At 34.9% G+C, this 24250-nt stretch carries 14 protein-coding genes; 8 read left to right on the top strand and 6 right to left on the bottom strand.

Going from position 1 to position 24250, the window contains the following annotated elements:
- Positions 1-233: 233 nt before the first annotated feature.
- Entirely contained in the window at positions 234-884 is a 651-nt protein-coding gene (locus tag KCG35_RS19555) for a hypothetical protein (RefSeq protein WP_215821556.1), read from the bottom strand.
- A gap of 802 nt (positions 885-1686) precedes the next feature.
- On the bottom strand, positions 1687-2712 hold the full coding sequence (locus KCG35_RS26735; RefSeq protein WP_444972211.1) for an IS91 family transposase: 1026 nt from the start codon (positions 2710-2712) through the stop codon (positions 1687-1689).
- A 225-nt stretch (positions 2713-2937) separates the two neighbouring features.
- Here KCG35_RS26735 and KCG35_RS26980 point away from each other — a divergent pair, with 225 nt between their 5' ends.
- From KCG35_RS26980 to KCG35_RS19535, 3 genes are all read left to right on the top strand, one after another.
- The gene (locus tag KCG35_RS26980) at positions 2938-3291 is read left to right on the top strand and encodes a copper chaperone (protein WP_215821554.1); all 354 of its coding nucleotides are present in this window, start codon (positions 2938-2940) and stop codon (positions 3289-3291) included.
- A 33-nt stretch (positions 3292-3324) separates the two neighbouring features.
- Positions 3325-3756, top strand: a complete 432-nt coding sequence (locus KCG35_RS19540; RefSeq protein ID WP_215821553.1) for a hypothetical protein — start codon at positions 3325-3327, stop codon at positions 3754-3756.
- A 72-nt stretch (positions 3757-3828) separates the two neighbouring features.
- The gene (locus KCG35_RS19535; protein WP_215821552.1) at positions 3829-4239 is read left to right on the top strand and encodes a GFA family protein; all 411 of its coding nucleotides are present in this window, start codon (positions 3829-3831) and stop codon (positions 4237-4239) included.
- Between the two features lie 156 nt (positions 4240-4395).
- Here the strand turns inward: KCG35_RS19535 and KCG35_RS19530 are convergent, their stop codons facing one another.
- Complete coding sequence (locus KCG35_RS19530) at positions 4396-5136, bottom strand: SDR family NAD(P)-dependent oxidoreductase (protein ID WP_215821551.1); 741 nt, start codon at positions 5134-5136, stop codon at positions 4396-4398.
- Positions 5137-5247: 111 nt separating this feature from the next.
- Between KCG35_RS19530 and KCG35_RS19525 the strand changes: the two genes are divergently transcribed.
- The gene (locus KCG35_RS19525) at positions 5248-5802 is read left to right on the top strand and encodes a helix-turn-helix domain-containing protein (RefSeq protein WP_215821550.1); all 555 of its coding nucleotides are present in this window, start codon (positions 5248-5250) and stop codon (positions 5800-5802) included.
- A 174-nt stretch (positions 5803-5976) separates the two neighbouring features.
- Here the strand turns inward: KCG35_RS19525 and KCG35_RS19520 are convergent, their stop codons facing one another.
- Entirely contained in the window at positions 5977-6771 is a 795-nt protein-coding gene (locus KCG35_RS19520; RefSeq protein WP_215821549.1) for a hypothetical protein, read from the bottom strand.
- A 669-nt stretch (positions 6772-7440) separates the two neighbouring features.
- Here KCG35_RS19520 and KCG35_RS26975 point away from each other — a divergent pair.
- The gene (locus KCG35_RS26975; protein ID WP_215821548.1) at positions 7441-9405 is read left to right on the top strand and encodes a DUF3857 domain-containing transglutaminase family protein; all 1965 of its coding nucleotides are present in this window, start codon (positions 7441-7443) and stop codon (positions 9403-9405) included.
- Positions 9406-9464: 59 nt separating this feature from the next.
- Here the strand turns inward: KCG35_RS26975 and KCG35_RS19510 are convergent, their stop codons facing one another.
- Both KCG35_RS19510 and KCG35_RS19505 read right to left on the bottom strand, forming a co-directional pair.
- The gene (locus KCG35_RS19510) at positions 9465-11183 is read right to left on the bottom strand and encodes a PA0049 C-terminal domain-containing protein (RefSeq protein WP_215821547.1); all 1719 of its coding nucleotides are present in this window, start codon (positions 11181-11183) and stop codon (positions 9465-9467) included.
- 1522 nt (positions 11184-12705) lie between these two features.
- Positions 12706-14331 (bottom strand): hypothetical protein, encoded by a 1626-nt coding sequence (locus tag KCG35_RS19505; protein ID WP_215821546.1) that lies wholly within the window; start codon positions 14329-14331, stop codon positions 12706-12708.
- A 1327-nt stretch (positions 14332-15658) separates the two neighbouring features.
- On the opposite strand from KCG35_RS19505, the gene KCG35_RS19500 reads away from it, so the two are divergent.
- The 3 genes from KCG35_RS19500 to KCG35_RS19490 all read left to right on the top strand — a co-directional run bounded on the left by KCG35_RS19500 (position 15659) and on the right by KCG35_RS19490 (position 23822).
- On the top strand, positions 15659-21046 hold the full coding sequence (locus KCG35_RS19500; RefSeq protein ID WP_215821545.1) for a C80 family cysteine peptidase: 5388 nt from the start codon (positions 15659-15661) through the stop codon (positions 21044-21046).
- Positions 21047-21318: 272 nt separating this feature from the next.
- Positions 21319-21783, top strand: coding sequence for a methyltransferase family protein (locus KCG35_RS19495; protein ID WP_230409273.1), 465 nt, complete (start codon positions 21319-21321; stop codon positions 21781-21783).
- Positions 21784-22100: 317 nt separating this feature from the next.
- Complete coding sequence (locus tag KCG35_RS19490; RefSeq protein ID WP_215821544.1) at positions 22101-23822, top strand: DEAD/DEAH box helicase; 1722 nt, start codon at positions 22101-22103, stop codon at positions 23820-23822.
- Positions 23823-24250: the final 428 nt, after the last annotated feature.

The following is a 24250-nucleotide window of genomic DNA, read 5'->3' as shown; positions in this document are numbered from 1 at the left end:
TAATTGGACTTTTTATTAATCGCTATGAGTTTGGCCTTCAAATATGAGTAGACACGGTTTTGAGTCACTACCTAGTAAATAAACCGGAATACATCTGCTATCGAATAGAGCTGCCACAAGAGTTTGAGGATATATTTTCTCATTTACTCTATATGTTACCCTTTAGGAATCCATATAGAGCCAAATATGTTCAAGGGTGGCAGTGAAGATATTATACCAACTTACACTATTTTTTAGAAACCACCTCTGCAATCTGTTGAGGCATTACATCCACTAGCAAAAATATAAAAAATTGAAAGTGCACCTATTCCTGTAATAATAACAGCATCACCGATAACAGCAAATGGAATCGCTCCATACCATAAAAAGCTAGTATCAATTGATATTCCATTTATTTTATTAATTTGTTTAAAAGTTAATAAAACTGTTTTATTGCTATCAATGATATCCTTATTTGAGGTAAGTACAATATAGTTTTGTTTGGAATTTGCTTTTCTTACTAAGTATACCTTTTTATCAGTAACAATTTTATTAAATTTCTTAAGTTGTTGTGGTTTAATCTCTTCAACTGGCAAGCTTTTAAGTTTGTTATGATTATCACAGCCTTCTTTAAAATGTAAAGTATCAACCTCGTACAGTGCAAAAATGTCACTTGTTACTGTCTTGCTTACATATTTTTTTAGCTCATCAAAGTGAATCGTATAGCTATATTCTTTTGAAGGTTTGTTACTCTCCATTTGAATATTCATACATAGACTTAAATATTTCTCTTCGAGAAAGTACGCATTTTTAACATGTATTATAGATGGACGACTATAAGAATAGTTATCTTTGTCATCTTTGTTTTTCGCTTTATCTAAAGTGTATCCAGTTAAGCCTTGCATACACCCACTACAAATCATTACTAAAATCGAGCTCAAGAAACACTTCAATATATTTTTTACAGATAACATTTTTGCATAATTCCAAATCATTATATAAAGTATTACTCGCAAGAGTATCAATCAACTCAATCATTATAGCGGAATTAAAAATTAATAATAATAAGTAGAAACTCTAACCTAGGATCTAGTGCTATCAAAATAAACAAACATTAGTTCCATTTTAAATGGTAGCCCCGGTTCTTTCGCAAAACTATTTAGTGTAAAAACAAATATACTGATCATATATAGACTGCAAGTGATCAGAATTATTTAAAAATATCTTGTCTTTTTTATATTAGTTTGTTTGTCAAATTTTTCCTATCTGACAAAAAAATTCAATACCTATCAGGGTAGACTTGTACAATCGAGCACTACGAGATGATTTAAAACCTAACATAGATCAAGTGATCATCTTAATCTGCCAATGAAATAATCAGCAGCTCTATAATGTGTGGTAATAAAATACAATGATAATGTGTTAATTTGTAATGGTTGATACATATTGGTGCAGGTGTTAAAAGGGATTAAGATTTGTATTTTTAAAATCTATATCATCTTATAAGGATGATTCTTTGTGTCATATATAGATAGGAATTTCAAAGTGCTGGAGAGTTAAATAACAGTCAACTCAATAACGTCTTATCCATCTAAAAATAAAATAATTCTTTTCACCGTGTTTAACGTGCTCATTAACTATTCGTTTTAATGGATAATTTTGATTATTTATTATTCATTTCTGAACTGCAGACGGACTTTCCCTACGTTAGGCAGGAATAGGTTTCATCAGTGCTAGATGGTAATGATAGCAGCGCAGTGCCTGAAGTGATTTGCCGACTGTCCGTTTTATCAATACGAGTCTGGATTGGCAAAGAATACAGACTAAAGGATCTATGCCAAAGGAGGCCTTAAGGAGCTCCGGCCAGTGTAAGGGTTGAGCATTTTTCTCAGGTTGATCCAGTAGGTTATATACCTTTGGCAGTAATTTCCCCCGTACCCGATTGGCTAAAAAGCCATAATAACGAATTAAACGAAAACCTTTTTCAGGCATATGTTGCGTGAGGCGGGTCATAAAGTCTTCTGCCGCGCACTCAAAACGGCGATGGGTTTTCGTGTTGTGATCCAAATAATTAAATATCACACGATGACCATCATAATGCTCCAGTCGTGAAAGTGCTAAAGGAGGACGCTTAATATAACGGCCTAAATAATTCACATTTTTTTTATGATGCTTAATGTCTTTGGCAAAGTACACCGATTGCCATGTGGTTTGATCCATGGAAAGTCCACCACGAGTGGTAGACAGATGCACATGGACATTCCACTTCAGGTCACGGCCAAAGGTATGCAGTGCAGTAAAGATACCCGGTGTTACCCCTTCCTTTTTAGCCACCTTCAAAATGACCTGAGCGGCTAAGCGACTGAGATCCCCCAGCAGGTGACGGTTATCATGGAGAATCAGGCAGAGCTCACGGGGTAAGGTAAAGGTGATATGCTGCCACTCGGTTTGGGGTAACACATTATTTTGTTGAGCGATCCACTGCTGAGTGGCCTTATAGCCACAGGTATTGCAAAACCGGCTCTTACAGCTAAAGCAAACGATTTTAGTGTGGCTGCAGTGAGGGTTGCTACAAGCAAAGGTGGCATAACCGAGGGTTCGCAGGCCACAGCTGAGAATTTTGATGATGTTATCGACGACGACGGGTCGGATCTGGTCTTTGTGCTTTAGATAATAACGCCACCAGAGCTGCTTGGTATGCAGTAGATGTTTGAGCTTAGAGGGAATGCGAATGGGAAATCACCTGTTTTACCACATAAGGTATTCAACGAGGTGAGGAGGATAGTCGAAACCTGCCGTATAAAAGGCTTTAAATGTTGCGAAGTGAACACTGAGCCTGATGATTGGCACTAGCCAAAAGTCGCCGACAACGTCGGCCTAACTTGATACCGTAGAGTAAGATCAATTTTTTCCTTTTTACTGGGCTACCTTTTAGTGTGAGGTTTAGCTGGAGTTGTTGTGGAATTATCTGATGGGCTAATGCAACACACTGTTCTTTTGACAGACGTCTATCGCCAGTTGCTTGGCTCGGTTGGCTTTCTGGCGGCGGGTCTTTGGTGTTTTAGCTATCATCGGCGTAAAGCGATGCTTATCTTGACTGTATCCATTATGGCCTCACGCTGCCTTAGCAGTTGTTGGCATATCATGGCAGCGTTGGTGATTGCTGGTCACAGTTTAATCCTTATGGCTATTTTTACAGTGTTATTGATTTATGAGCGCACCTGTTTGCCTGCTGAAACAAAAGTATTGTCTTATATCTGCATACTGATGTCTTTATTATTAACGCTTAAATTTTTGTGGTTTTCAATTTAGAGTCGATGACATAAATCGATATGGATTGATAATATGAGTATTAAAGGTGTTAATCTGATCGCTCAGGTAAAAAATCCTATTACCCTGCAAGGTGATAAAGTAGAGGCTGATATTGTTCTAACCCGCGCTTTACAAAAAACTGAGTTATCTTTTTTTGCTTATCTTCACTTTGATGGTATTTTTGGGAATACACACTGTGTTAATCATGAGGTGTATCTAAAAGCCATAGATTCTTCTCTGCCATCAGTATTGGTGGGAGGATTATCATTTTATGGTAACCGTCCTCAATCAGACATTAACCCTGATGGGCTACATCTGGTGTTGAATATATCCAAGCTTTGGCCTGAGCTAGCGAATCTTTCCACAACATCTTTCAAACTGATTTTACTTCCACAACGAAAAGTTGATAAACCAGGGCGTGCAGTCATTAATAATATCTACTTTACACTTATCTCACCACAATGATAACTTAAAAGAAATCGTATATCTGGCAATATGTACTGCTAGTGAAGATGCAAAAAAAAAAGGAATCTGAAAGTGAGTGTTGAATATTTTGGTTCTTGTTTGTGTGGTGATGTGGAATTTAAAATCGATGGTGAATTTGACAGTTTCTACCTTTGTCATTGTAAGCGCTGTCGTAAAGACACTGGCTCAGCTCATGCCGCAAATCTTTTCTCAACTACTGCCAAGATTACATGGTTATCGGGTGAGGATAACACTACATTATTTAATCTGCCATCAACTCGACATGTTAGGTGTTTTTGTTCTGTGTGTGGCTCTGCTCTACCAAGTGTACAAATGAATGGTAAGCTTTTGGTGGTTCCAGCGGGTAGCTTGAATAGTCAATTATTTATAAAGCCAAATGCGCATATATTTATTTCCAGCAAAGCGAGCTGGGATGAATGTCTGAACAATATTCCAAAGTGGGATGGCGCACCAGTTGAATGATTATAAGAAAACGCTTAAGAGTCTTTTTGCCGGGCAATCGCATATAACTTTACCTTTATAAATGCCCACCTTTGCTCAAAGCCTGCATAATGCCCTTCGAATACACCGTGAATCCCTCCCTGGAGGCCTCTGTTTGTCAAGATATATGTGAAGAGGTTATATTTGAGCCAGTCCTCCATCTACTTGTAAATCAGCGCCTGTGATAAACGAAGCCGATTCAGAGGCTAAAAATAAAGCTGCTTCAGCTATTTCCTTTGGTTGACCTATTCGACCAAGAGGGGTGTTGGCAGTAACCTGTTGAAGAATAGTTGTTAGGTTTTCTTTTTCAAAACCGAATTTATTTAAAATAGGTGTTTCCGTAACGCCAGGAGAAATAGCGTTCACTCTTATTCCCTTATCACCAAGCGCTTGAGCAAATGACCTAGCTAACGAGCGAACAGCCGCTTTTGTTGCTCCATACACTGACCAAATACCCGCGCCACGTTGTGCTTGAATAGATGATATTAGAATAATAGAGGCTTGTTCATTGAGAAAGGATAGCGATGTTTGAACAGTAAAAAATACACCTTTAAAATTAATATTGATACTTTTGTCAAAGCTTTCTTCACTGACATTGTAAATATTCTCTGGTATAGCTACACCTGCATTGGCAATAACGATATCTATTCCTCCCCAACGTTCATTACACTGTTGGTAAAATTGTTGCAGATCTGTTGTAGAGCTTACGTCTCCAGAAAATATCAGTGTATTGGCTGGAAATTTTTTTTGCACATTTTGCATTCGCTCAAATGATTGAGCGAAAATCGCAACATTATAACCGTTTCGCAAAAAACACTCAGAAATGGCGAGTCCAATTCCAGAGTTCCCGCCAGTGATGGCGACTACACGATTTGACATGATCGTATCCTTGGTAATAGTTGGTCATTTTTTCAGTGGGTAAGTATATCTTTTGCTGCTCCTCTGTTGTACTGTATGAAGGAATATTTCCGTTATATTGGACATCTTGCTATGAGTTTTGAGTATATAAGTGCTTTTATTAAGAGTTACAGGTTGGCAAATGGTGAGAGCCTTCAATCGTTAGCTGATCGATCGGGGGTAAGTCGATCTATGATATCTCAAATAGAAGGTGGTCAGACGAGTCCCACAATAGTGGTACTGGCTAAGCTTGCAACGGCAATGAATGTAAGATTGGGCGATCTTGTTGAGCCACCTAGAGGATCACAGGATGTGCAAGTGGTAGAGCCATCAGAAGATAATATTATAAGTAAGCGAGGTAGTGCTTTTGTATGCCACCAGCTAATGGCAAGGGTAGGGCAAGTGCCTACCGATTTTTACCATTTTTATTTTCGTAAATATGGCAAAACAGCTTTTTCCGCCAATGTTCCAAAGTCAGTAAAATATTTGTGGCTCGAACAAGGTCAATTAAATATCTGTGTTGCTAACAAGGTGATTATGGTAAAAGCCAGTCAAATGGTTACATTTAACGCTTCAATGCCTCATCGTTTTGAGAATAGATCCGGTGGGTTAGCTAAAGGTGTTTTTATTGTTAGTTATCTAAATTAATTTTGATTGAATAGGCTATTTAATTAGATGAGTTAAATGTTTCCTCTTAGTAGTATGAATTTCTTATCTAAATCTTGTTCGATAAATTATTAGTTAGATTTTTATCTGGGTATTGTGTTATCAAAATAAATATAATTAATAAAAAGTTAAAAAATATTTTGTTGTTAATTGTTGCTAATGTTTTATGTTGGTGGGTTTGTAAATATCTGGAAGTGATATAATTAATTTAGGTTCAATGTTTATGAACTTAATAGATACGGGTTCAAATTTTTCTATGCTAACAGTGCATATGGAACCGCTAATATTATTCCTAATATTTCTATTTATAACACTGTTTAGGTTAAGCTTTCCTAAAAAAGTATCGCCATCAAACTCAATAAAGTCATATTCCGTACTGTGAGGTATGTGACAAGCCATATAATATTTATAGTCTAACCCATTATTATTTTTTTGTTTAAAAATTAAAGTGGGAAATATTTGCTGAGGAGATAGTTCTATAGTTAGTTTATGATTTTTACATATAAATGGCGATGGAATCGAAATACTTTTATCTCTTAATGCTCTGTTACATAATTTTGCATTATGTCTTATCTGATCTTTAAGTTTATGCCTAGCTTTTACTAAGTCTAAATCCAAGATAAAGGTTGAGCATATTTCCAGGTACTTATTTAGATATGTCACTCTGGTATTTTTACTCTGAATATTTTTTTTGGAAAATCTAGAGCATTCATCTTTTAATTGATTAACTCCAAGTTTTGAAAGCTCATGTAAGTTAGAAGCTGTACTAAGTTCGTCATTCTCTTTGATTACACCATCATAATTAGGGACTTTGATATTCTGACTAGCTTTTTGTAAAGAAAAAATCATGCTATAGGCAGTTAAATGCTGATCCATTGTATTAGCTGCAATACTGAGTGAAACAGAGAAAGAATATGTAAAAAAACTTAGATTTCTTAAAAAAATATTCATTAAAATTTAGCCAATGCAATTAATTGTGATGAGGTTGAGCTATCGTTCTGTATGCTGATTAAAAAAATCATATCAGATCTTTAGTAAATCAGCGATCTATTGATGAAATAATCAACAGCTTTATAATGTTTGTAAATAAAATATACAATGGTGAAGTTGTCATGGATTGTAACGATTAATACATTTGGGTACAGGTGTTAAAAAAATATTGAGTTTATTATTTTAAAAATGCATATAGTGTTATCATCATGATTTATATAGTAATATCTTGATTAATAATCGTCTATTACGAGTATCATGCTATGTGTGAGATACTCTTGTAGGCTATAGAGGTTTAAAGTGGATAAAGTTTTATGATGATTTATTAAAAAAAGTTAATGCTAATGTGTTTTTTTGTTAATCGAAAAGGCAATAATTTGTAATTAATACAAAAGTAATTGTTTTGATAATGAAGCTTACCTTATTCTGTTACATAGTTAATAGTATTTCCTTTAATAAGTTTAATGTGATATATTTGTGGGAGATTCATTTGCTGGAGTTATAGATTGGCGGTTATTGCTAAACAATATTTAGTCAACTCTTTTTATAAAGTCATATGTTTTTAAGTTTATAGATCTAATCCATGATCAGATTTTACATCTGTTACTTTTATGAGGCGCAATATCAAAAGTGAATGTGATAAAGTTAATTGTGTGTTGTATAGTATTTATTATTTCTACACAAGTACAGGCAGTGAAAACTAGTTCTGAAAAAGAACTACCACAAATTAAACCTGTTCCGAGCTGGGTAAACAACAAGAATCAGTATGCTGAGTTAAATATATCGAAGGATAATTTATCTTCGGCCTATTTTGAATCAATTGAGCTACAAGCTAAAGTTGATAAAAAAGAACATTATTATAGTCGATTTCAAATTAAAGTATTAAATTCTAAAGGCGTTCAAGAAAATTCTCAGCGGATGATTGAGTTCGATCCAAATTATGAAGAGTTAATAATGCATGAAGCAAAAATTATTAGGGGAGAGAGTAGTATAGATCAGCTTAATAATTCTAATATTAAAGTATTTCAATCAGAGAAAGATATTGAAAAACTTGTCTATAATGGTTCTAAAACAGCATTAGTTATTTTTAACGATGTTAAGCCTGGGGATACTATCGAATACAGCTATTCTATAATCGGTAATAATCCAGCATTAAAAGGTAAATTTTCTACTGTATGGCCTATTAATGCGAGAGTACCAATACAGAATCTATACCTTCGTCTTTTATGGCCCAAAGATCGAAAACTTACTATAACTTCATATAGAACAGATAGCACGTTATTAAAAAATAATGCAAAAGATTATTATGAGTATGTATTATCAACAAACAACCAAAAAGCTAGAAAATCAGAATCAGAAACACCTAAATGGTATATTAAAAGTTCTGGATTTAGACTGAGTGAGTTTCACTCTTGGGAGGATCTTAATCTTTGGGCACAACAGCATTATACTGTAAAGCAAAATAATGACCCCAAAATTAAAAAAATTGTAGCTCAAATAAAAAGCACAAATAAAAAAACTGAAGATCAAGCAATTTCAGCCTTAGATTATGTCCAAAAAAATATTCGCTATTTGGGTTTTGAGGATGGTAAAAATTCACATATACCAAGCTTACCTACAAAAGTACTTGAACGAGGGTTTGGTGATTGTAAAGATAAAACTATGCTTTTACTTTCTATTTTAAAAGCACTTTCTATTGAGTCATATCCAGCCCTTGTAAATACAAAGTGGAAACATGAGATAAAAAACCTTGCGGCTCTTCCATCTACATTTAATCATGTGATAGCAAAAGTCATAATAAATAATCAGGTTTATTGGTTTGACCCTACCTTGTCTTCTCAAGCTGGTAATATTTCAAGTAGGTACTTCCCAGACTATAGACTGGCTTTAGTTGTAAATAAAAAAAATAATGGTTTAACAAAAATAAATACTACTAATAATAAATATAATATTAAAATAAGTGAAAAATATGATTTAACTAAAGGAGAAAATAAAAGAGTTAATTATGATTTGTATGAGACGTATACATATGAAGCTGCTGATTATATTAGAAGAAAAATCGAAAGTTCAACTTATTCAGAAATAAATGATAGATCTAATAATTTTGTAAAAAATAAATTTGCAAATTCTAAGCCATTGATGGATATTGGTTTAAAAGATGAAAAATTAAAAAATAAAATAAATTTACATGGTAAGTATTTGGTTGATGATTTTTGGAAAAGAGGAAAAAAGTTATACCCTAGATTATCGGCTTGGACTTTAAATGCTTTAAATATGCCAAGAGATATTAAACGCTCTATGCCATATTATTTACCATTTCCGTATAAAACTGAGCATAGGTTATCATTCAAACTTGAACGTTCTATTGCAGATAAAGTAAGTATTGATAAATGTGAAAATGTTAGTGTTGATAATAAATACTTCAAATATAGTAAAGTAATAGATTTTAATAAAAAAGAGGCGGAGTTTATTGTTAGTCATAAACTAAAGTTATTAAGTGATAATGTATTAGCTAATGATATCATTTTATTTGTTGATGATGTGTTTAAAGTTAAAGAAAATATTGACTTTGTATTAAGCGATTGCTTGATATAATTTTTATGAACCATAAAGTGAATTTTTCCCGCCGCAAACGACGGGTTTTTGAAATATTGTTAATCAATTAATTCTGCTTTAATAGAAATATTTTTATAAGGAGTGGATGGTTTTATTGCTATATGGTAATAATGATTGGGAGTTGGATTCTCTATATTGATTGTTTCTGTGCTTCCTTTCGTTATTGAGGAATAATCATGGTTTTCTTGTGTGGGCCAACCATGAGTATCTTGAGACACATATAGATCTGCATTGCCAGTATTTCCATTTATACTTAGTTTAAGCTTTTTTGTTTTTTGGGGGATATATATCCAATAATATTTTGTATTATATTCAGAAGAAATGTTGTGTTTAAAAGTACAGTTTTCAAGTGAATTTTTGTTTTGATTATAGTTTGAGATGAAGTTAGATATTTTCACTTTGCAGTGTTTTTTGTTTTGATTATTATCTATCAAATGTTTGATTGCATGGCTAAGAATTGATTTGGTTTGCTTTAATGTATTATATTGTTGGACCTCGACAGGAACATTGTTTTGTTCGGTTTGAATAAGATCACTCTGATCTAAGTATGGTGTATGAATATGTCCAATAGGTAGTGAAGAGGCATATATATTTCGTAATCTTATGCTCCGATATGTAATTTCGTTAGATAAAAAACTGCCACTAGAACCAGATACTGATTTTTTATTTATAATAGACTCCAGTTTTTTTACATAGGGTATTTCTTTAACTTTATCAATTATTTGTCCATCAACTTTTTTTCTTTCTAGAATCTTTACAGTGCGATTATCGACTATATCATATACATAAGGTTTACTTACGGAGTCGTTATCACTTGAATCCTTATTAATAGAAATTTGGTAGTGAATTTTTGACTTTAATATTGCCTTTGCGGGTAAACTAAATTCTACAAATTCTGGCCCATCTAATTCATTGCCATTAAGAAAAGGTTTTAATGGATTAATTTGGCTTGCTCCTGTTTTAGTAATAGTGTTATCTGTCGACTTAGCTGAACGTCGTAATGCAGGAAAGCGCTCTAAGTCAAATCTATCTTCTCTACCCATGCTGCTCGTAATGATCATGTCTACAGAAGAATTTTTAATATATGATTCAAGCATAGTTTCAACCATTCCACGGTCAAAGTCTTCGAATCGTACAGGAAGTATTAAGGTTTCAAATGATACATTTTTGTCATTAATATTTAAATTTTTACCATCTAGAGAAAGAGCAATATATCCTGATGGGTTACTTTGTTCTATCTGATAATCAAGACCGAATGGATCAAAGCCAGTTAGAAGCACTTTAAAACTATCATCAGGTTTGAAGTTAATATCATCATTACCTCTTGAAGCAAGTTCAAAATTCCAGAATAATTCAATTCTCTGGTTATTTTCTAGTTCTAAGGAGCTAATATGATTTCGTAAGAGATAACTTATATATAACCTTACCCAATATAGACTTCGGTCATCCTTGTTAGTGCTATTATTATTTATTTTAGATAAATTCCATAACTCATTACCTTGTATTTTTACATACTTCATAATGCTTTTATAATCAATTTTATTTGTTATTTTTTTGTTAAAATCTTGGATAAAGTTTTTATATGGTGCAATGAGGTTATTGATATTATCTGTAATTTGACTTAAACGTTGTTCTTCGGACGTTGCATCTGTTGATAAATATGGAGAACTATTCGGGTTAACAACAGGCGAATTAGCAAAAACCATATGAGATACTAAAGTTGTTCCAATAATATATTTGATTGCTTTTGATTTCATTGTGATTTTCCTCACACAAATTTGTATTCATTAATCTTAGTTTTATAAAACCTAAAGTACTATAATTTTATTAAATAAAAGCTTCAACGGTAGATGCTTTATTAAATAATTATTTGTGCACTTAAACACTAAGCAAAAAAAATATGTAATAAGTATGAGTTGTTCGTCAATAAATATCGGCTATTTTGTACGCTTGTTTTGTGGGGTTTAATGCTAATTTTGTATCTTTCTTATTGTTAAATGAATTCTAGTTAGGCAATCAGTACAAGCGTAGTTTTGGTGATATACTTTGGGATGTATATGAATGCTTTTGTAAAATATATTAAATTTTAGTGAAATAATTATATTTAGAGGTATCCTATAGTATATAATACGAGGTGTTTTATGATTATGTACAGGAGAAGTATCTCTACAGTTTGAGAAAAGGTGAAAATCCTATTTTTTGAAAACGAAAAACAGCTTATTTAAGCTGATAAATTACGAAATATATCATGTAAAAAAAAACACAGCCACTATTATTATATTCTTAGAGGTGCACTCTAGTGATTTTATATAATGTGACTTCAAAACTTTAAAATACGAATAAAAACAGTACAATTGATTAGCTAGTATGAGTGATAAACTTTATTCTTTATGATATAATTGTATTATTTTGTGAGTTGTGTGGTTGTTTTTGAGTAGATATGTTTTAATGGGTTTGGATTTTGCTTAATATTAGACAAGGATGTGATAAATGAAAAAATTAACAGTAATTGTATTTTTTTTTGCTGGTCAAGTTATCAATGTTTTCACCATTAATTATAGCAAGTGGAGTAATAACTATACTAAAAGAATGTAATAAAGCTAAATACCCATGGTTGTGCGAAAATAATAAGTTAAGGTTTGTTGTTATTAAAAATAGCGATGTTTTTCCTAAAATCAAAATTGATATTGAAATAGAGCAACCAATTTATTGTGATGCTGAGTTATGTATCATTCTTTATTCTTTTAGAATTAATATTTAAATAATATAGATAGATGCTGTTCATGGTAGATGTTTTAGAGTTTTGTAGTAAAATATACGGATATTTTATCCGTATATTTTTAAGGGTACCAATGGTATAGAATAATTCGGCAGCGACTTCAAATGTATTAATAACTTTGCTAATAATTTTTTATTGTTTTATTGGGTTGGCTTTAATAGTTGAAATATGTTATTTTTTTTAGTTAATACTTTAGGATCGATATAGTTTATTTAAAGCTCGTTCTTTATCCTTTCTATTCTTAATGTATGGTTTTTTCTTCTTCAATTAATATTGAATTTTTTTGTTAACAGATATGCTGCAAAATATACAATCATTGTCTTTGCTTTCAATAATAATTTCTTCGTTATCATTTATGGTGGTATTATTATTTGAGATGGGGCTTATGCCTTGAGACTTGCAACCATGAAAGAATAAAAAAGTAAGTAATAAGTATTTTTTTATATTATAACTTAATAATTTACTGATATATGTAATAAATGTAGTTCGTAGATTTAAATTTATCTTAAATCTAGAGCATGTATTAATGAACTAATATCAGTTGGATCATTATACCCAATATGTGCAGAAAGTTGATCTGCTGTTATATTGCCATTACTCCATAAATTTTTGAGAAATTCGCCTGATCTAGGGTTGCAGTACCAATTTTCTCCATTGTATTTTTCATCACCAAAATTATTACTTAAGTATTCTGTAAGTTGTGCTTCTAAAATCCAAGCACTAATATAATTTGCTACATAAAAATTTGAGTCGAGATCTTGAATCCATGATTTTTTTTCATATTTAAAATGTGTACCTTTTGTGAGTAGTTCTTTATATAGTTCTTCAATATTTAATATGTCTTGTTCAGAGTTTATTTTTCTAGAAAATAATTGATACTCAAATAATAATTTACTTGAATATCTACGAAGTAAGTATAGATTATATAGTGATCCTTGAGAAATTACATATTTAGCATCTTCTGAAGATAAACCTACATAATTAGTTAACCAATGATTATTTCGTGATAATCTTTCAAAAAGAAAAGCATATGCTTCAGTAACGGATTTATTACCCATTATGGTTTTTACAGAATATAATTTTGGGCTTGTATATGCATAATGAAGTGCGTGCCCAGCCTCATGGAGAAGCTTTTTGCAGTCATCTGGTCCACCAGATATAGAGGCAGAAAAAAATATTTCAAAAGGAATTATTGATGGCATAACATATGCGCGAGAGTGTTTTCCTTTTCTCATTTTCATGTCTAATATGATTTTTTTATTATATTTAAATGATGTGTCAATGTATTTGTTAAAATGGTTAATAGAATCAAATTCAACTTCACTTGATATTTTTTTGAAATCTAAACCCATATTTTCCAATGTTTTGCTTATTAAAGGTAGTAATTTGTTACTTTGAAAGCATTGTTTGGCTTTGCCTAAACTTTTTTCTGAAGTGTTAAATATGAATAAAGAGTCATATTGACTTGCATGAGTAAAAGATTGATTTGTTTGTTTTTCATAGAATTTTTTAATACTCTTACTATAAGAATTATCTGTTGCTTTTAAAATAAATTCTGACTTTTGTTTGAAAATAATTAAATTTTTTTCTTTAGCTGAGCAGTGTAAATCAATTAGAGAGTTATATCCTAATGAGTAGTACACATTGTTTACATTTATCAGTAAGTCAATAAATTTTTTGGATATTTTCTCATAGTAAGCATTATTTGAGCGTTCAAATAATGCTTTACGTTTTGATGGGTCTTGTTCATTCTTTAAAAGATATGCTACATCTTCTATATGAATATAACAGGAGTTTTCATCATCATGAAAGTCATCTTTTGGTATTTTGATTTGCTCTTTAAGGTTGTCTAGTTCATCGTATAAATTACACAGCTTATTTTCAATATTAAGATCAAGTATTACGCTAAAATACCTTTGAATTTTATAGTTTTCTGGGTATTTATGAAATAGGTAATTGATTTTATCAAAGGTTTCCTGTGTATGAAGAAATGAGTATTTCTTATAAATTTTACTATAGTCGCAAACTGATATTAATCTGGCAGTTGAAAATAAGTAGAACTCACGAGCTAGATCTCGGTTGAAATTTTTATACTCAAAATCAATTTTTTTTAAAAAGCTTAGCATTAATTTTGTACCATACTTTTCAGGTTGCTAATGTTAAAAATGATATCTTCATAACTTATAGTGTGTTGTATATAACTTATTGTTGTGACTCACTTTTTAGTGGATCAGTTTGATAAACTTTCACTGTATATGATTTTTAAATCTAATACTTATTATAAGTACAGTGAACGGATTTTTGCTAATCATAAATGCTTGTACTAACATCATTAATGACATTTTTTAGTGTGAGACATCTAATTGTAAAAGGAAAAGTCTTTTTTGATATTTCATACAAACGTTTCGCTCATGTCTATGTCAATTACTATTCGCTGGGAAGAAAAATAGTATCATGAAGCAGAAGTTATCAAGCAACTATAGCTTATAAGATAATAAAGTTCAGTAAAATATTATCGAATTTCGTTAATGAAAGTCAATTGATTGCCTAAAAACAAGGTACTATCGTACCTTGTTTTGTTGCTCAATCAGCATGTATGAGATTAGTTTGCTTATTAGCAGTATAATGTTGCGGCATAATAACCCCAAAAACAAAACAATCATGCTATAAATTAAACTATTTTTAAATTTGATTTTCGTTGTGGAACTCTCTGAGCGGTGATAGAGTGAAACTATGGTGCTAGTGCCATTGAACGTCGAATGAGAGCAGGGGATTGTTGTTTACTTCACGCATCCATATGTCTCCTGGGAACGAGGTAAAATGAAAATATAAACGGGTTGATCTGTTGGTATTTTCAAAAAGGAACGGACTTTGGTGAAGTGGTTGATGAAGAAATAAGCTGGTTATGGATAAACTCAGTAATCCGTCAATAAAAACTAGAGACTTCCGACTACTAATGAGTTATTTAATAGGCTATTGAAAGACTTACTTCCCGTATACACTTACTAAACTTTATTTGTTACCTGAAACCAAGAAGGCGTAATTTACATTATTTGATATTTTGTTTATTACTATTCCTGTTGTCATCACTAGTATGAAAATAAAATAATGATTGTATGGTTTGTGTATTCACAGTGTATCGCTCTATTAAAATTTAGGAATAATGTTTTTTAGATAGCTTATATTGTGTTTGATTTTTTTTGTGAATCTATTTATTTTTAGAGTGGATTGATTCCGTTCGGTTTTAGTACTTCTTTCTTATATTACTGCTTTTGTTTGTTGCAGGTAATGTACATATTTTCTTTTATGGGCGAATGCTTGGGGATTTTAACGCCTTAAAAAGCTGTATTTATTTCTCGTAAGGGACATAACCTTTTATTGACTTTGCTCTGGTTTTACGAGTAGTTGCTTTTACTGAGTTTTTAGTTGTTTAATGTAGTAAGGAATAAACTCATGCCTGGTAGTGAAAAAAATGAAGTTGTAAACAGTGGTACAAATATTGGAGCGCTTAGCTTTGAAGATAAATTAGCTAATTTTATATTAGCTTCCGCGTACTCAAATGAACATATTGACCTCTGGTTAGAGGGGGTTGCAATACCTGATAAGGCTAAAAATAAGCAAATTACAGAAGCTAAAAAAAAGTTTGAGACAAGAGTACGTGAATATGTTGAAGCTTGGCAACCCTATTTAAAAGAAGGTCAACAACTTAATATCCGTGCCTATGCTGAGGGATCACTTGTTAGACAAGCGAAGGAAGCATTAGCAAATCTTCCAGGAACAGATCAGTTAACAGTTGAGCAAATTAAGGATTATCTTTTAAACCCTAAACAAATTCCAAATGTGACTCCAGAGCTCATTACTAAAATAAAACAATTATCACCAGAAACTAAAGGAAGGGGGGCAACAGGTGATGCTACAGAGATTAACTATGAGACAGTAGCTGTAACTGTTGTTGATAAAACACTTTATGTAGCTTCTAATACTAAATCAAGGCCTGGTGTCAGTATTGACCCGAGCACGAAAAAGCTTACTGGGCTTGATAGTAAAAATAAGTATTTATCCTTTTCGTTATTTCAGGATATGGATCAGCGTAGCCATGCAGCTAATAGAGTTGCTGTGGTTGATCAGTTGCAAGCGGAGCTGCAGGGTGTCGCTGATTTTGAGCGAGTTGTTTTTATTGGTATAGGTGATACACCACAAAATGCTAATGATGCAGCTAAACCTCATGCAGAAATGCAACTGTTAAGATATTTTAAAGATAACGATATTTCACTAACAGACAAAACAATAGGTATATCAAAACCTGCATGTAGTTCCTGTACTGTTAAGCTTCAAGAAAGTGCGATTAGTTACCGTGATGGTTCTAAAACAAAGGAAAATGTTAATACTAAACCAACAAACTGGCTGCAACCGGATGAAATAAACGGTGTTAATGTCGTTTATGAGGCAAGTTTTACACAACCTACAGCGAGTCAATTAAAAGACTATCGCACATTAACTGCAGAGAATTGGCGACGTCCGTCTACTAACCAAGTAGAGCGATTGAGTGATCAAACCACCACTGCAGGTAGTAAATATTCAACTAATATCATTGTCCAGCTGGATGGTGATAATGTGAGTTTTAATGCTGCATTACGTCTGTTTCATAAATACCCTGCGGATAAAGTTAAATGGCTACAATGGAACCCTCAACAAGGGCAAGTAGTTGATGCACTTACAGGCCAGCCTGTTTCAGCGTTACCCATGACTATCAATGATCAAATGCTATTGGTAGGCCACTCAGAAGCCACACTCAACAATCCACTGTTACAGCATGGTTCTACTTTAGCAGGCTTAGGCTCTGAGGAATTAACCAGTAAACTTTTAGAACATGGATTACAGCAGGTTGTACCTAAAAAAATCAGTTTAGTGGGCTGTGGATTAGGAGCTGTTGATAGTCAGCAAGGTAGTCGATTTGTTACACAAGTTGCTGAACAAATCGCGACAGCTAAGCCTGAAGCCAAGGTGACAATATCTGCACAAGATACTGTCGTTAAAGTGAATACTCTGGGCCAAAAAGAAACACTACGCTTTATGGAAGATGGTCAGGTTATTTGGAAAGCAGGCGATCATCAACATAAGGTTGTTGTGACAACCGATGGTTCAGGCGGTGTTAGTGAACAGGTATTTACACTGGGTGAGGGAGAAAAGCCATTAAGCCAGGTAGATTCTGATGTTATTAAAAATATTAAAATTGAAGATGCATTGAGCCAAATGAGTCAGACCCGCACTTCTTCTTTGGGTGTGGATGCAGACTCATTTTTTAATCCAGCTAAAACACTTCAAGCTGCTCGCCTGAATGACCAAAAGTTGATTCAACACTTAGTTGAACAAAAGCTGACTTCCTTAGGGAGACAGCCAACAGATTTTGTGGGGTTTACTGAAGGCACTGATTTACCTTCTGGAAAACTTGTCATTGAGTATGAGGATGCTGGTCAACGCAAAACGCAGCGTATAAATACGGATCCAAACCAGTTTCGCACAGTAAAAGTCATTAATGGTTTTCGACAGGAGTTTGCGAAGGGAACTGCACGTTCCTCAAGAGCGTTAGGTATATTTATGACGCTAAAGGGAATGGAAAGCCTGTCTGATGCTTTAACAAATGGTGATACCAAGGCTATAGTGGCTAATTCAGCAATGACGCTTTATGGTGTTGGTGAATTGGCAAATATGCCCCCTAAAATTTTAACGCGTACGGGGGATTTACTAGCCAAAGCTACAGCTTCTACGGCAGATGGATTATCAGCTATAGCAGCTCGAAAAGCGGCTCCCGCTTTAGCCAGTTCTTTTGCACAGTTTAGTCGTACTGGGGCAGCGGGCATACGTGCATTTAGTAAGTTATTAGCCAGAGCTACACCATTAATTGGTGTAGGGTTGGGCATTCATGGTATGAGTGAGGATTTAAAAGATCCTGATAAAGTGAGAGGTACAGTAAATTTTGTACTTGATTTCTTTGCAACTGCAACGGGCGCATTAGCATCAATACCTTCTCCTCTGTCCCCCTTATTTGAAGCATTTTCTATTGGTTTTACTATTGCCAGACTGGGCTTTGGCACATTATACGACAGTGTGAAAAAAGCGCTGAGTGAATTACCTGATGATGCTTCTTGGCAACAGCGTGCGGATGCATTTTTTAATGGGCTTGGTAATGGTATTGAGCAACTGTTTTATGAATTCCATCCGATAGGCAATATTATGAATGCCTTACAGCAAAGTGAGGCATTAGAAAATCAATATCGCGATGATGTAAAACTACTTTCATTACTGTCAGACTATCGAAATTATTTTAGTATTTATCAAACAGATGAAAATGGTCCAGCAACCATTGATTTTGCGAGTGCACCAGCTTCTTATTATGGCGGTAATTTGCAATTTAAACTGGGTGATCCGGGTTATGATTCTTCACTCATTATTGACAATATGGTTGATATGTCTGGCGAGCAAAAAAGCCGTACATTTTCGGTAAACACAGAAGGGGTTCAAAACATTGTATTAGGCGCTGGTCAGACACCTGAAATAACCATGGAGTCTAAAACGGTCAAAATGTTATGGGTTATTCCTATTAACACGAAGCGAGTCATTGCACGAAATGATGGGGGAGGAATAGACTCAGACGAAGGATCGAGAGTTGGGGAATATGAAGGTAATAATAAAAATAATATATTTCAGACAATTCAGCAGCAACCTGTTGATAACGCGGGAAATGCTGTTGGCGCGCCTTTATCAAGCTATAGCTATACCATGAAAGGATTAGCGGGTGATGATCTCTTTATTCTAGGTCCACAGCAGATTATTGTTTCAGGGGATCAAGGTGCTGATACCTATATAGTGGGGGATTATGCCGCTGAGTGGCTAACTATTAATAATTTTGATGACTCAAAGCAACCAGGCTTAGATACACTGATCGTTAATTCGGACCTTAATGCTATAGCGGCTTATAAGCTGCAGGCTAAAGAAGGTAGGGAAAAGTGGGGTTGGAGTGATGATTTATTAGTTGTTTATAAAGATAAACAACAGGAAACACATTATGTACGTATCCAAAATTGGTTTAAAGGAAATCATTATCAGCATTTACAAATAAAAACCAGCGATGGCTATTTGGTGCATTTAGGTGAGTTGGCTGCTGCGACAATGATGGAACATACTACTGATCCTGATGAAGAAGCTAATAAGGTAAGGAAAGTGATTTCGCGTCAACCAGGACTTGATCGTTCACATCCTCAAGAGGCGGTGAGTACACAAGGAGCAATTTCACTGACACCTGTTGCCTTTGATAAGTCATCGACTGATCAGCAGCAGGAAACAGGTGCTGTATTCAATGCTCGTCGGCTAGGTATGGAAAATATTCGGCAAATAACAGGTACCTCGAAGGGAGATGAGCTGACAGGTAATGCCCTGGCGAATGTGTTAAACGGTTATGGATCAGGTGAACAAGTCGATAAGCTTGTTGGTGGAGAGGGCAATGATGTTTATTTAGTTCAGTCTTATTTGGATAGAGCGAATAGTGTCGAAATTGACAATCGTACGCATGATAAAGCAATGGATTACATTGTATTGGGGGCAGAGCGAGCGCATTTATCATCGTTGTCTATGGACGGCGAAGATATAATTTTTAGTGCACGAGCAAATGAACAAGCACAGCAACAAAAAATTGCATCATTGACAGAAGATAAAGCAAAATTCCAACAAATTGCTGCTTTTTTAAAACATATAATATCTCAATATGAAACATTGTCTTTGCAAGCATTTGAGAATGAATTGAGGACAAGGGCGGTTGCTTTTCAGGGACAAGTTTATGAAGTATCTGATGGGGAGGCTTATGCTTCTGCAGCAGAAAAAATATTGGGTAAGCCTACAGTCGAACGGTTACGAACCTTTGCCGATAGGGTTCCTCCCGCAGAGTCTTTTTCTGAAGCAGTAAAACAGTACACTGAGCGTTACGAAAAATTAATATTGAAATATCAACAACAAATTGAGGAGCAAACGACTTACAAAAATGATGGCCATTCTGGAACACTTAATGTCAAGCTAAAATATTGGACTCAGGGAGAGTCTGCGCAACATATACGCTTTAAAACCAGTGACAATTTGACTCTAAAACTAGTGCAGAATAACGATCAATATCAATTTCAGGTGACAGGCTTTGATGCATCAATGTCAGCACAAAGTGTGGTATTAGACCGAGATGCCACAACGGGTATACATCCATATGCTGATTTAGTGTCATTTGCGGGCAGTCAATATGGTGACCGATTGACGGGGAATGATAAGAATAATATTTTGCAGGGTGGAGGTAATGGCGGCACTGTTTATAGCTATGATACCTTGATTGGGGGGAATGGTCATGATGTTTATATTTATACGCCTAAAACTGATGGGTTGGTGGTTGTCGATACCAACGCTGATGATGGAAAGCAGGATATCGTTCTGTTTAACGCCAAGTATGAGGATATTAAAACGCGTAGCCTTAACCTAGCAGATCAAAGTCAAAGTATTCATATGGATGAGAGTATTTTGCTTCGCTTAGATGTTACAGGTCAAAAAGGGGGATTGGTTGTACAACACTATCAGCGTGATAATAAACATAGGAATTTAATTTTTAAGTCAATTGATGGTGTTTACTTTAGGGTTGATCATCAGTCTTTGGTTAAACAGCAGGTGAATAAAGATGATGTGAGCCGTTTAAATCAATTGGTACAGTCAATGAGTTCTATGAGTGCTCAGGAATCAAGTAGTGATGTACCATCTGCAGCAGCACAGCAAAGTGGTAGCCCATTGTTAACCCAAAGCCCTACTCAATAATGATGTAGGTGTAAGATGATATTTTCAGGATAATTTGGTTAAAGATGCAGGGAGGCATCTTATTTAAGAATATCCAAAAAAAATGTAAATTTCCGTGTTAGAGCTGTACTCAATCCTAATACATCCCTGTCTTTGTATGGTGCAATCTTGTTTTAACAAAAAACGCTACTATTTTTATGAATAGCTTAAATTAAGCGTTAGGTTATTTATTGTGTACAGTTAGGGGAGGGGGTTAAGTTATAGCTAAATTACTTACTAATAATGGTGCTATATTGAAAATAACACTGTCGCTTAAAATTCCACCCGTTTTGGTGACTCTTAGTGTCGCATTATTAATGTGGTTGGTGTCACTATTAACTACACCAATGTTATTCTTAGCTGGCATTAGGATGTTACTTGTAGGCTTGTGTCTTATTTTGGGGGTGGCTGTTGCCACTGCTGGCGTTTTGATTTTTAAAAACGTGCAAACTACAGTTAATCCATTGCGTCCTCAAAATACAACGTGTTTGGTAAAAACGGGGGTGTATCAGTTTACTCGAAACCCAATGTACCTTGGTCTTTTCTTCATGTTACTGGGGTGGGGATGCTATCTTGCAAATGGTTATGCCCTGGTGATGTCTCTGGTGTTTGTTCTTTACATGAATCATTTTCAAATTGTGCCGGAGGAAAGGTGTTTGTCTGCGCTTTTTGGGGATGAATATGAAGCATACAAACAAAGTGTAAGACGCTGGTTATAGCATCCCTAGCCTCATGCTGTCAGACATAGGGAGACTTCAATGATAACTTTTTCCTGAGTACTTGTTATTTGATGGGCCTTAGGATATTTGCTGAAGAAAATGGTGATTTTACAGAGCACAAGTGACTGGTTGGGGCAGTTATAGTCTATACATAATGAGAAGGGGCAGAGATGAGAGGCAAAGGTTTCACTTCGAAAAGGAAAAAAACGATACAAACCCATTGCAATCACGTATAATACGCGCCTTATTTTTGTTCAGGGTTTGCCCATGCTACAGACAACTGCCCTGACTAGAGTGTTTTTGTATAGGTATTCTTAATGTCTGTTGATGAAAATTCTTCGCGCAGTTTCCACGATTTAAACCTTATCCCTCCGGTTTTACAAGCACTGGATGACGTAGGCTATGAGAGGCCATCTCCTATCCAGGCTGAAGTGATTCCTCATGTAATGTCTGGTCAAGATGTTATTGGTCAAGCTCAGACCGGTACAGGTAAAACCGCTGCATTTGCCCTACCACTGTTGTCTCGTATTAATCTTGAGTTGAATGCACCTCAAGTGTTGGTGTTAGCACCCACTCGTGAGCTAGCTATTCAAGTAGCTGAAGCATTTCAACGCTATGCAGCTCATATGAAAGGGTTTCATGTATTACCTATCTATGGTGGACAGGAATATCGTGGACAATTGCGCCAGCTAAAGCGTGGTGCTCATGTTGTGGTGGGGACGCCTGGTCGGGTCGTTGACCATATTAAGCGTGGTACATTGCAGCTGAATAAACTGCGGACAGTAGTGCTGGATGAAGCTGATGAAATGTTGCGCATGGGCTTTATTGATGATGTTGAGTGGGTGTTGGAGCAAACGCCTGCTAAGCGGCAAATAGCTTTATTTTCAGCGACTATGCCAAATGAAATTCGCCGAATTGCGCAAAGTCACTTGGTTAATCCTACAGAAATCGCTATTAAGGTAAAAACCACTACCGTTGATACAATTCGTCAGCGTTATTGGTTAGTGAGTGGTGTCCATAAACTGGATGCATTAACGCGTATGCTGGAAGCAGAACCTTTTGATGGCATGATCATCTTTGTGCGTACCAAAACTGCGACCTTGGAACTGGCTGAAAAGCTGGAAGCACGTGGCTTTGCTTCAGCACCTTTGAATGGTGATATTCCACAGCAGCAACGTGAAAAAACAGTTGATCGTTTAAAAGCGGGTAAGTTAGACATACTTGTGGCTACTGATGTTGTTGCCCGAGGGTTGGATGTGCCTCGCATTAGTCATGTTATCAATTTTGATATTCCTTACGATATTGAAACTTACGTGCATCGAATTGGCCGGACAGGTCGGGCAGGACGAAAAGGGGAAGCGATATTATTTGTTGCTCCTCGTGAGAAGCGGATGCTACATAGTATAGAGCGGGCCACTCGGCAGCGTATTGAGGTTATGGAGTTACCATCAACCGAAATAATTAATGATCAGCGTATCAATCGTTTCAAGCAGCGAATTACGGATACAATAGCGGAAGAGTCTTTGGAGTTCTTCCTGCAAATCGTTACTGACTACCAGCAAGAACATAATGTGCCTGCACAGGATATTGCTGCAGCACTGGCGAAGTTAGTACAAGGTGATGAACCTCTATTGCTTAAGCCTGAACCTAAGCGTAAGCAGATTGACATCTCTGCTGATAAGGGGATGGAGCGTTATCGAATTGGTGTAGGACATCAACATGGTGTTAAACCCAACAATATCGTGGGTGCTATTGCTAACGAAGCCAATATTAGTAGTAAACTAATTGGCCGCATTGATATTCAGGAACAGTATAGTACGGTTGATTTGCCTGCAGGTTTACCTCAAGACATCTTAAAAGCCTTAAAGAAAACGCTGGTGTGTGGCCAACAGCTTAAAATCACCTTAACTGACGAGGTGGTAGAACGATCACCAAGGCGTCGTAAGCCAATCAGTAAAAAAGGGAAACCCAATAGTGGGTCTCCAGCTGGAAAACATAAAAAGAAAAAAGCACCACGAAAGGAAAAGCGTTCTAGCTAGTGTTGCTTATTTACCAAGAAAGCAAAAAGGCCATCAAATTTTGATGGCCTTTTTTGTTGTAGTCTTGAAAGTTGATACTTAGGTAACCTATTGATTTAAAAGCTATGGTTTAGGTAAGTCAAGCCATACCATACGCCTTCAAGCCTTCTTGATCACTGATAATATGTAAGTAGCCGATACGATGTGCTGTTGATAAGGAGTGGGGGTAAACGCAGGGCAATCGTGTATAACTTAACCTTTATAAAAGCCATTTTAAGCACCGTTGTCCAATGCCTGCATAACGCCCTTCGAACACGCCATGAATCCTTCCTCTATCCTCGGCACGTCTGATGTAGTCCAAGAGGGTATCCTATGTTTGCAAATGGGCTAAATAATTGTTGTTTAAAGCATAGGTGGACAGAAAAGAACATAAAATTGAATAAAATAAT

This window comes from Zooshikella harenae (genome assembly GCF_018837975.1).
In the GTDB taxonomy this organism is placed as follows: domain Bacteria; phylum Pseudomonadota; class Gammaproteobacteria; order Pseudomonadales; family Zooshikellaceae; genus Zooshikella; species Zooshikella harenae.
The sequence above is the reverse complement of the archived record's forward strand: the minus strand, read 5'-3'. Positions and strand labels throughout refer to the sequence as shown.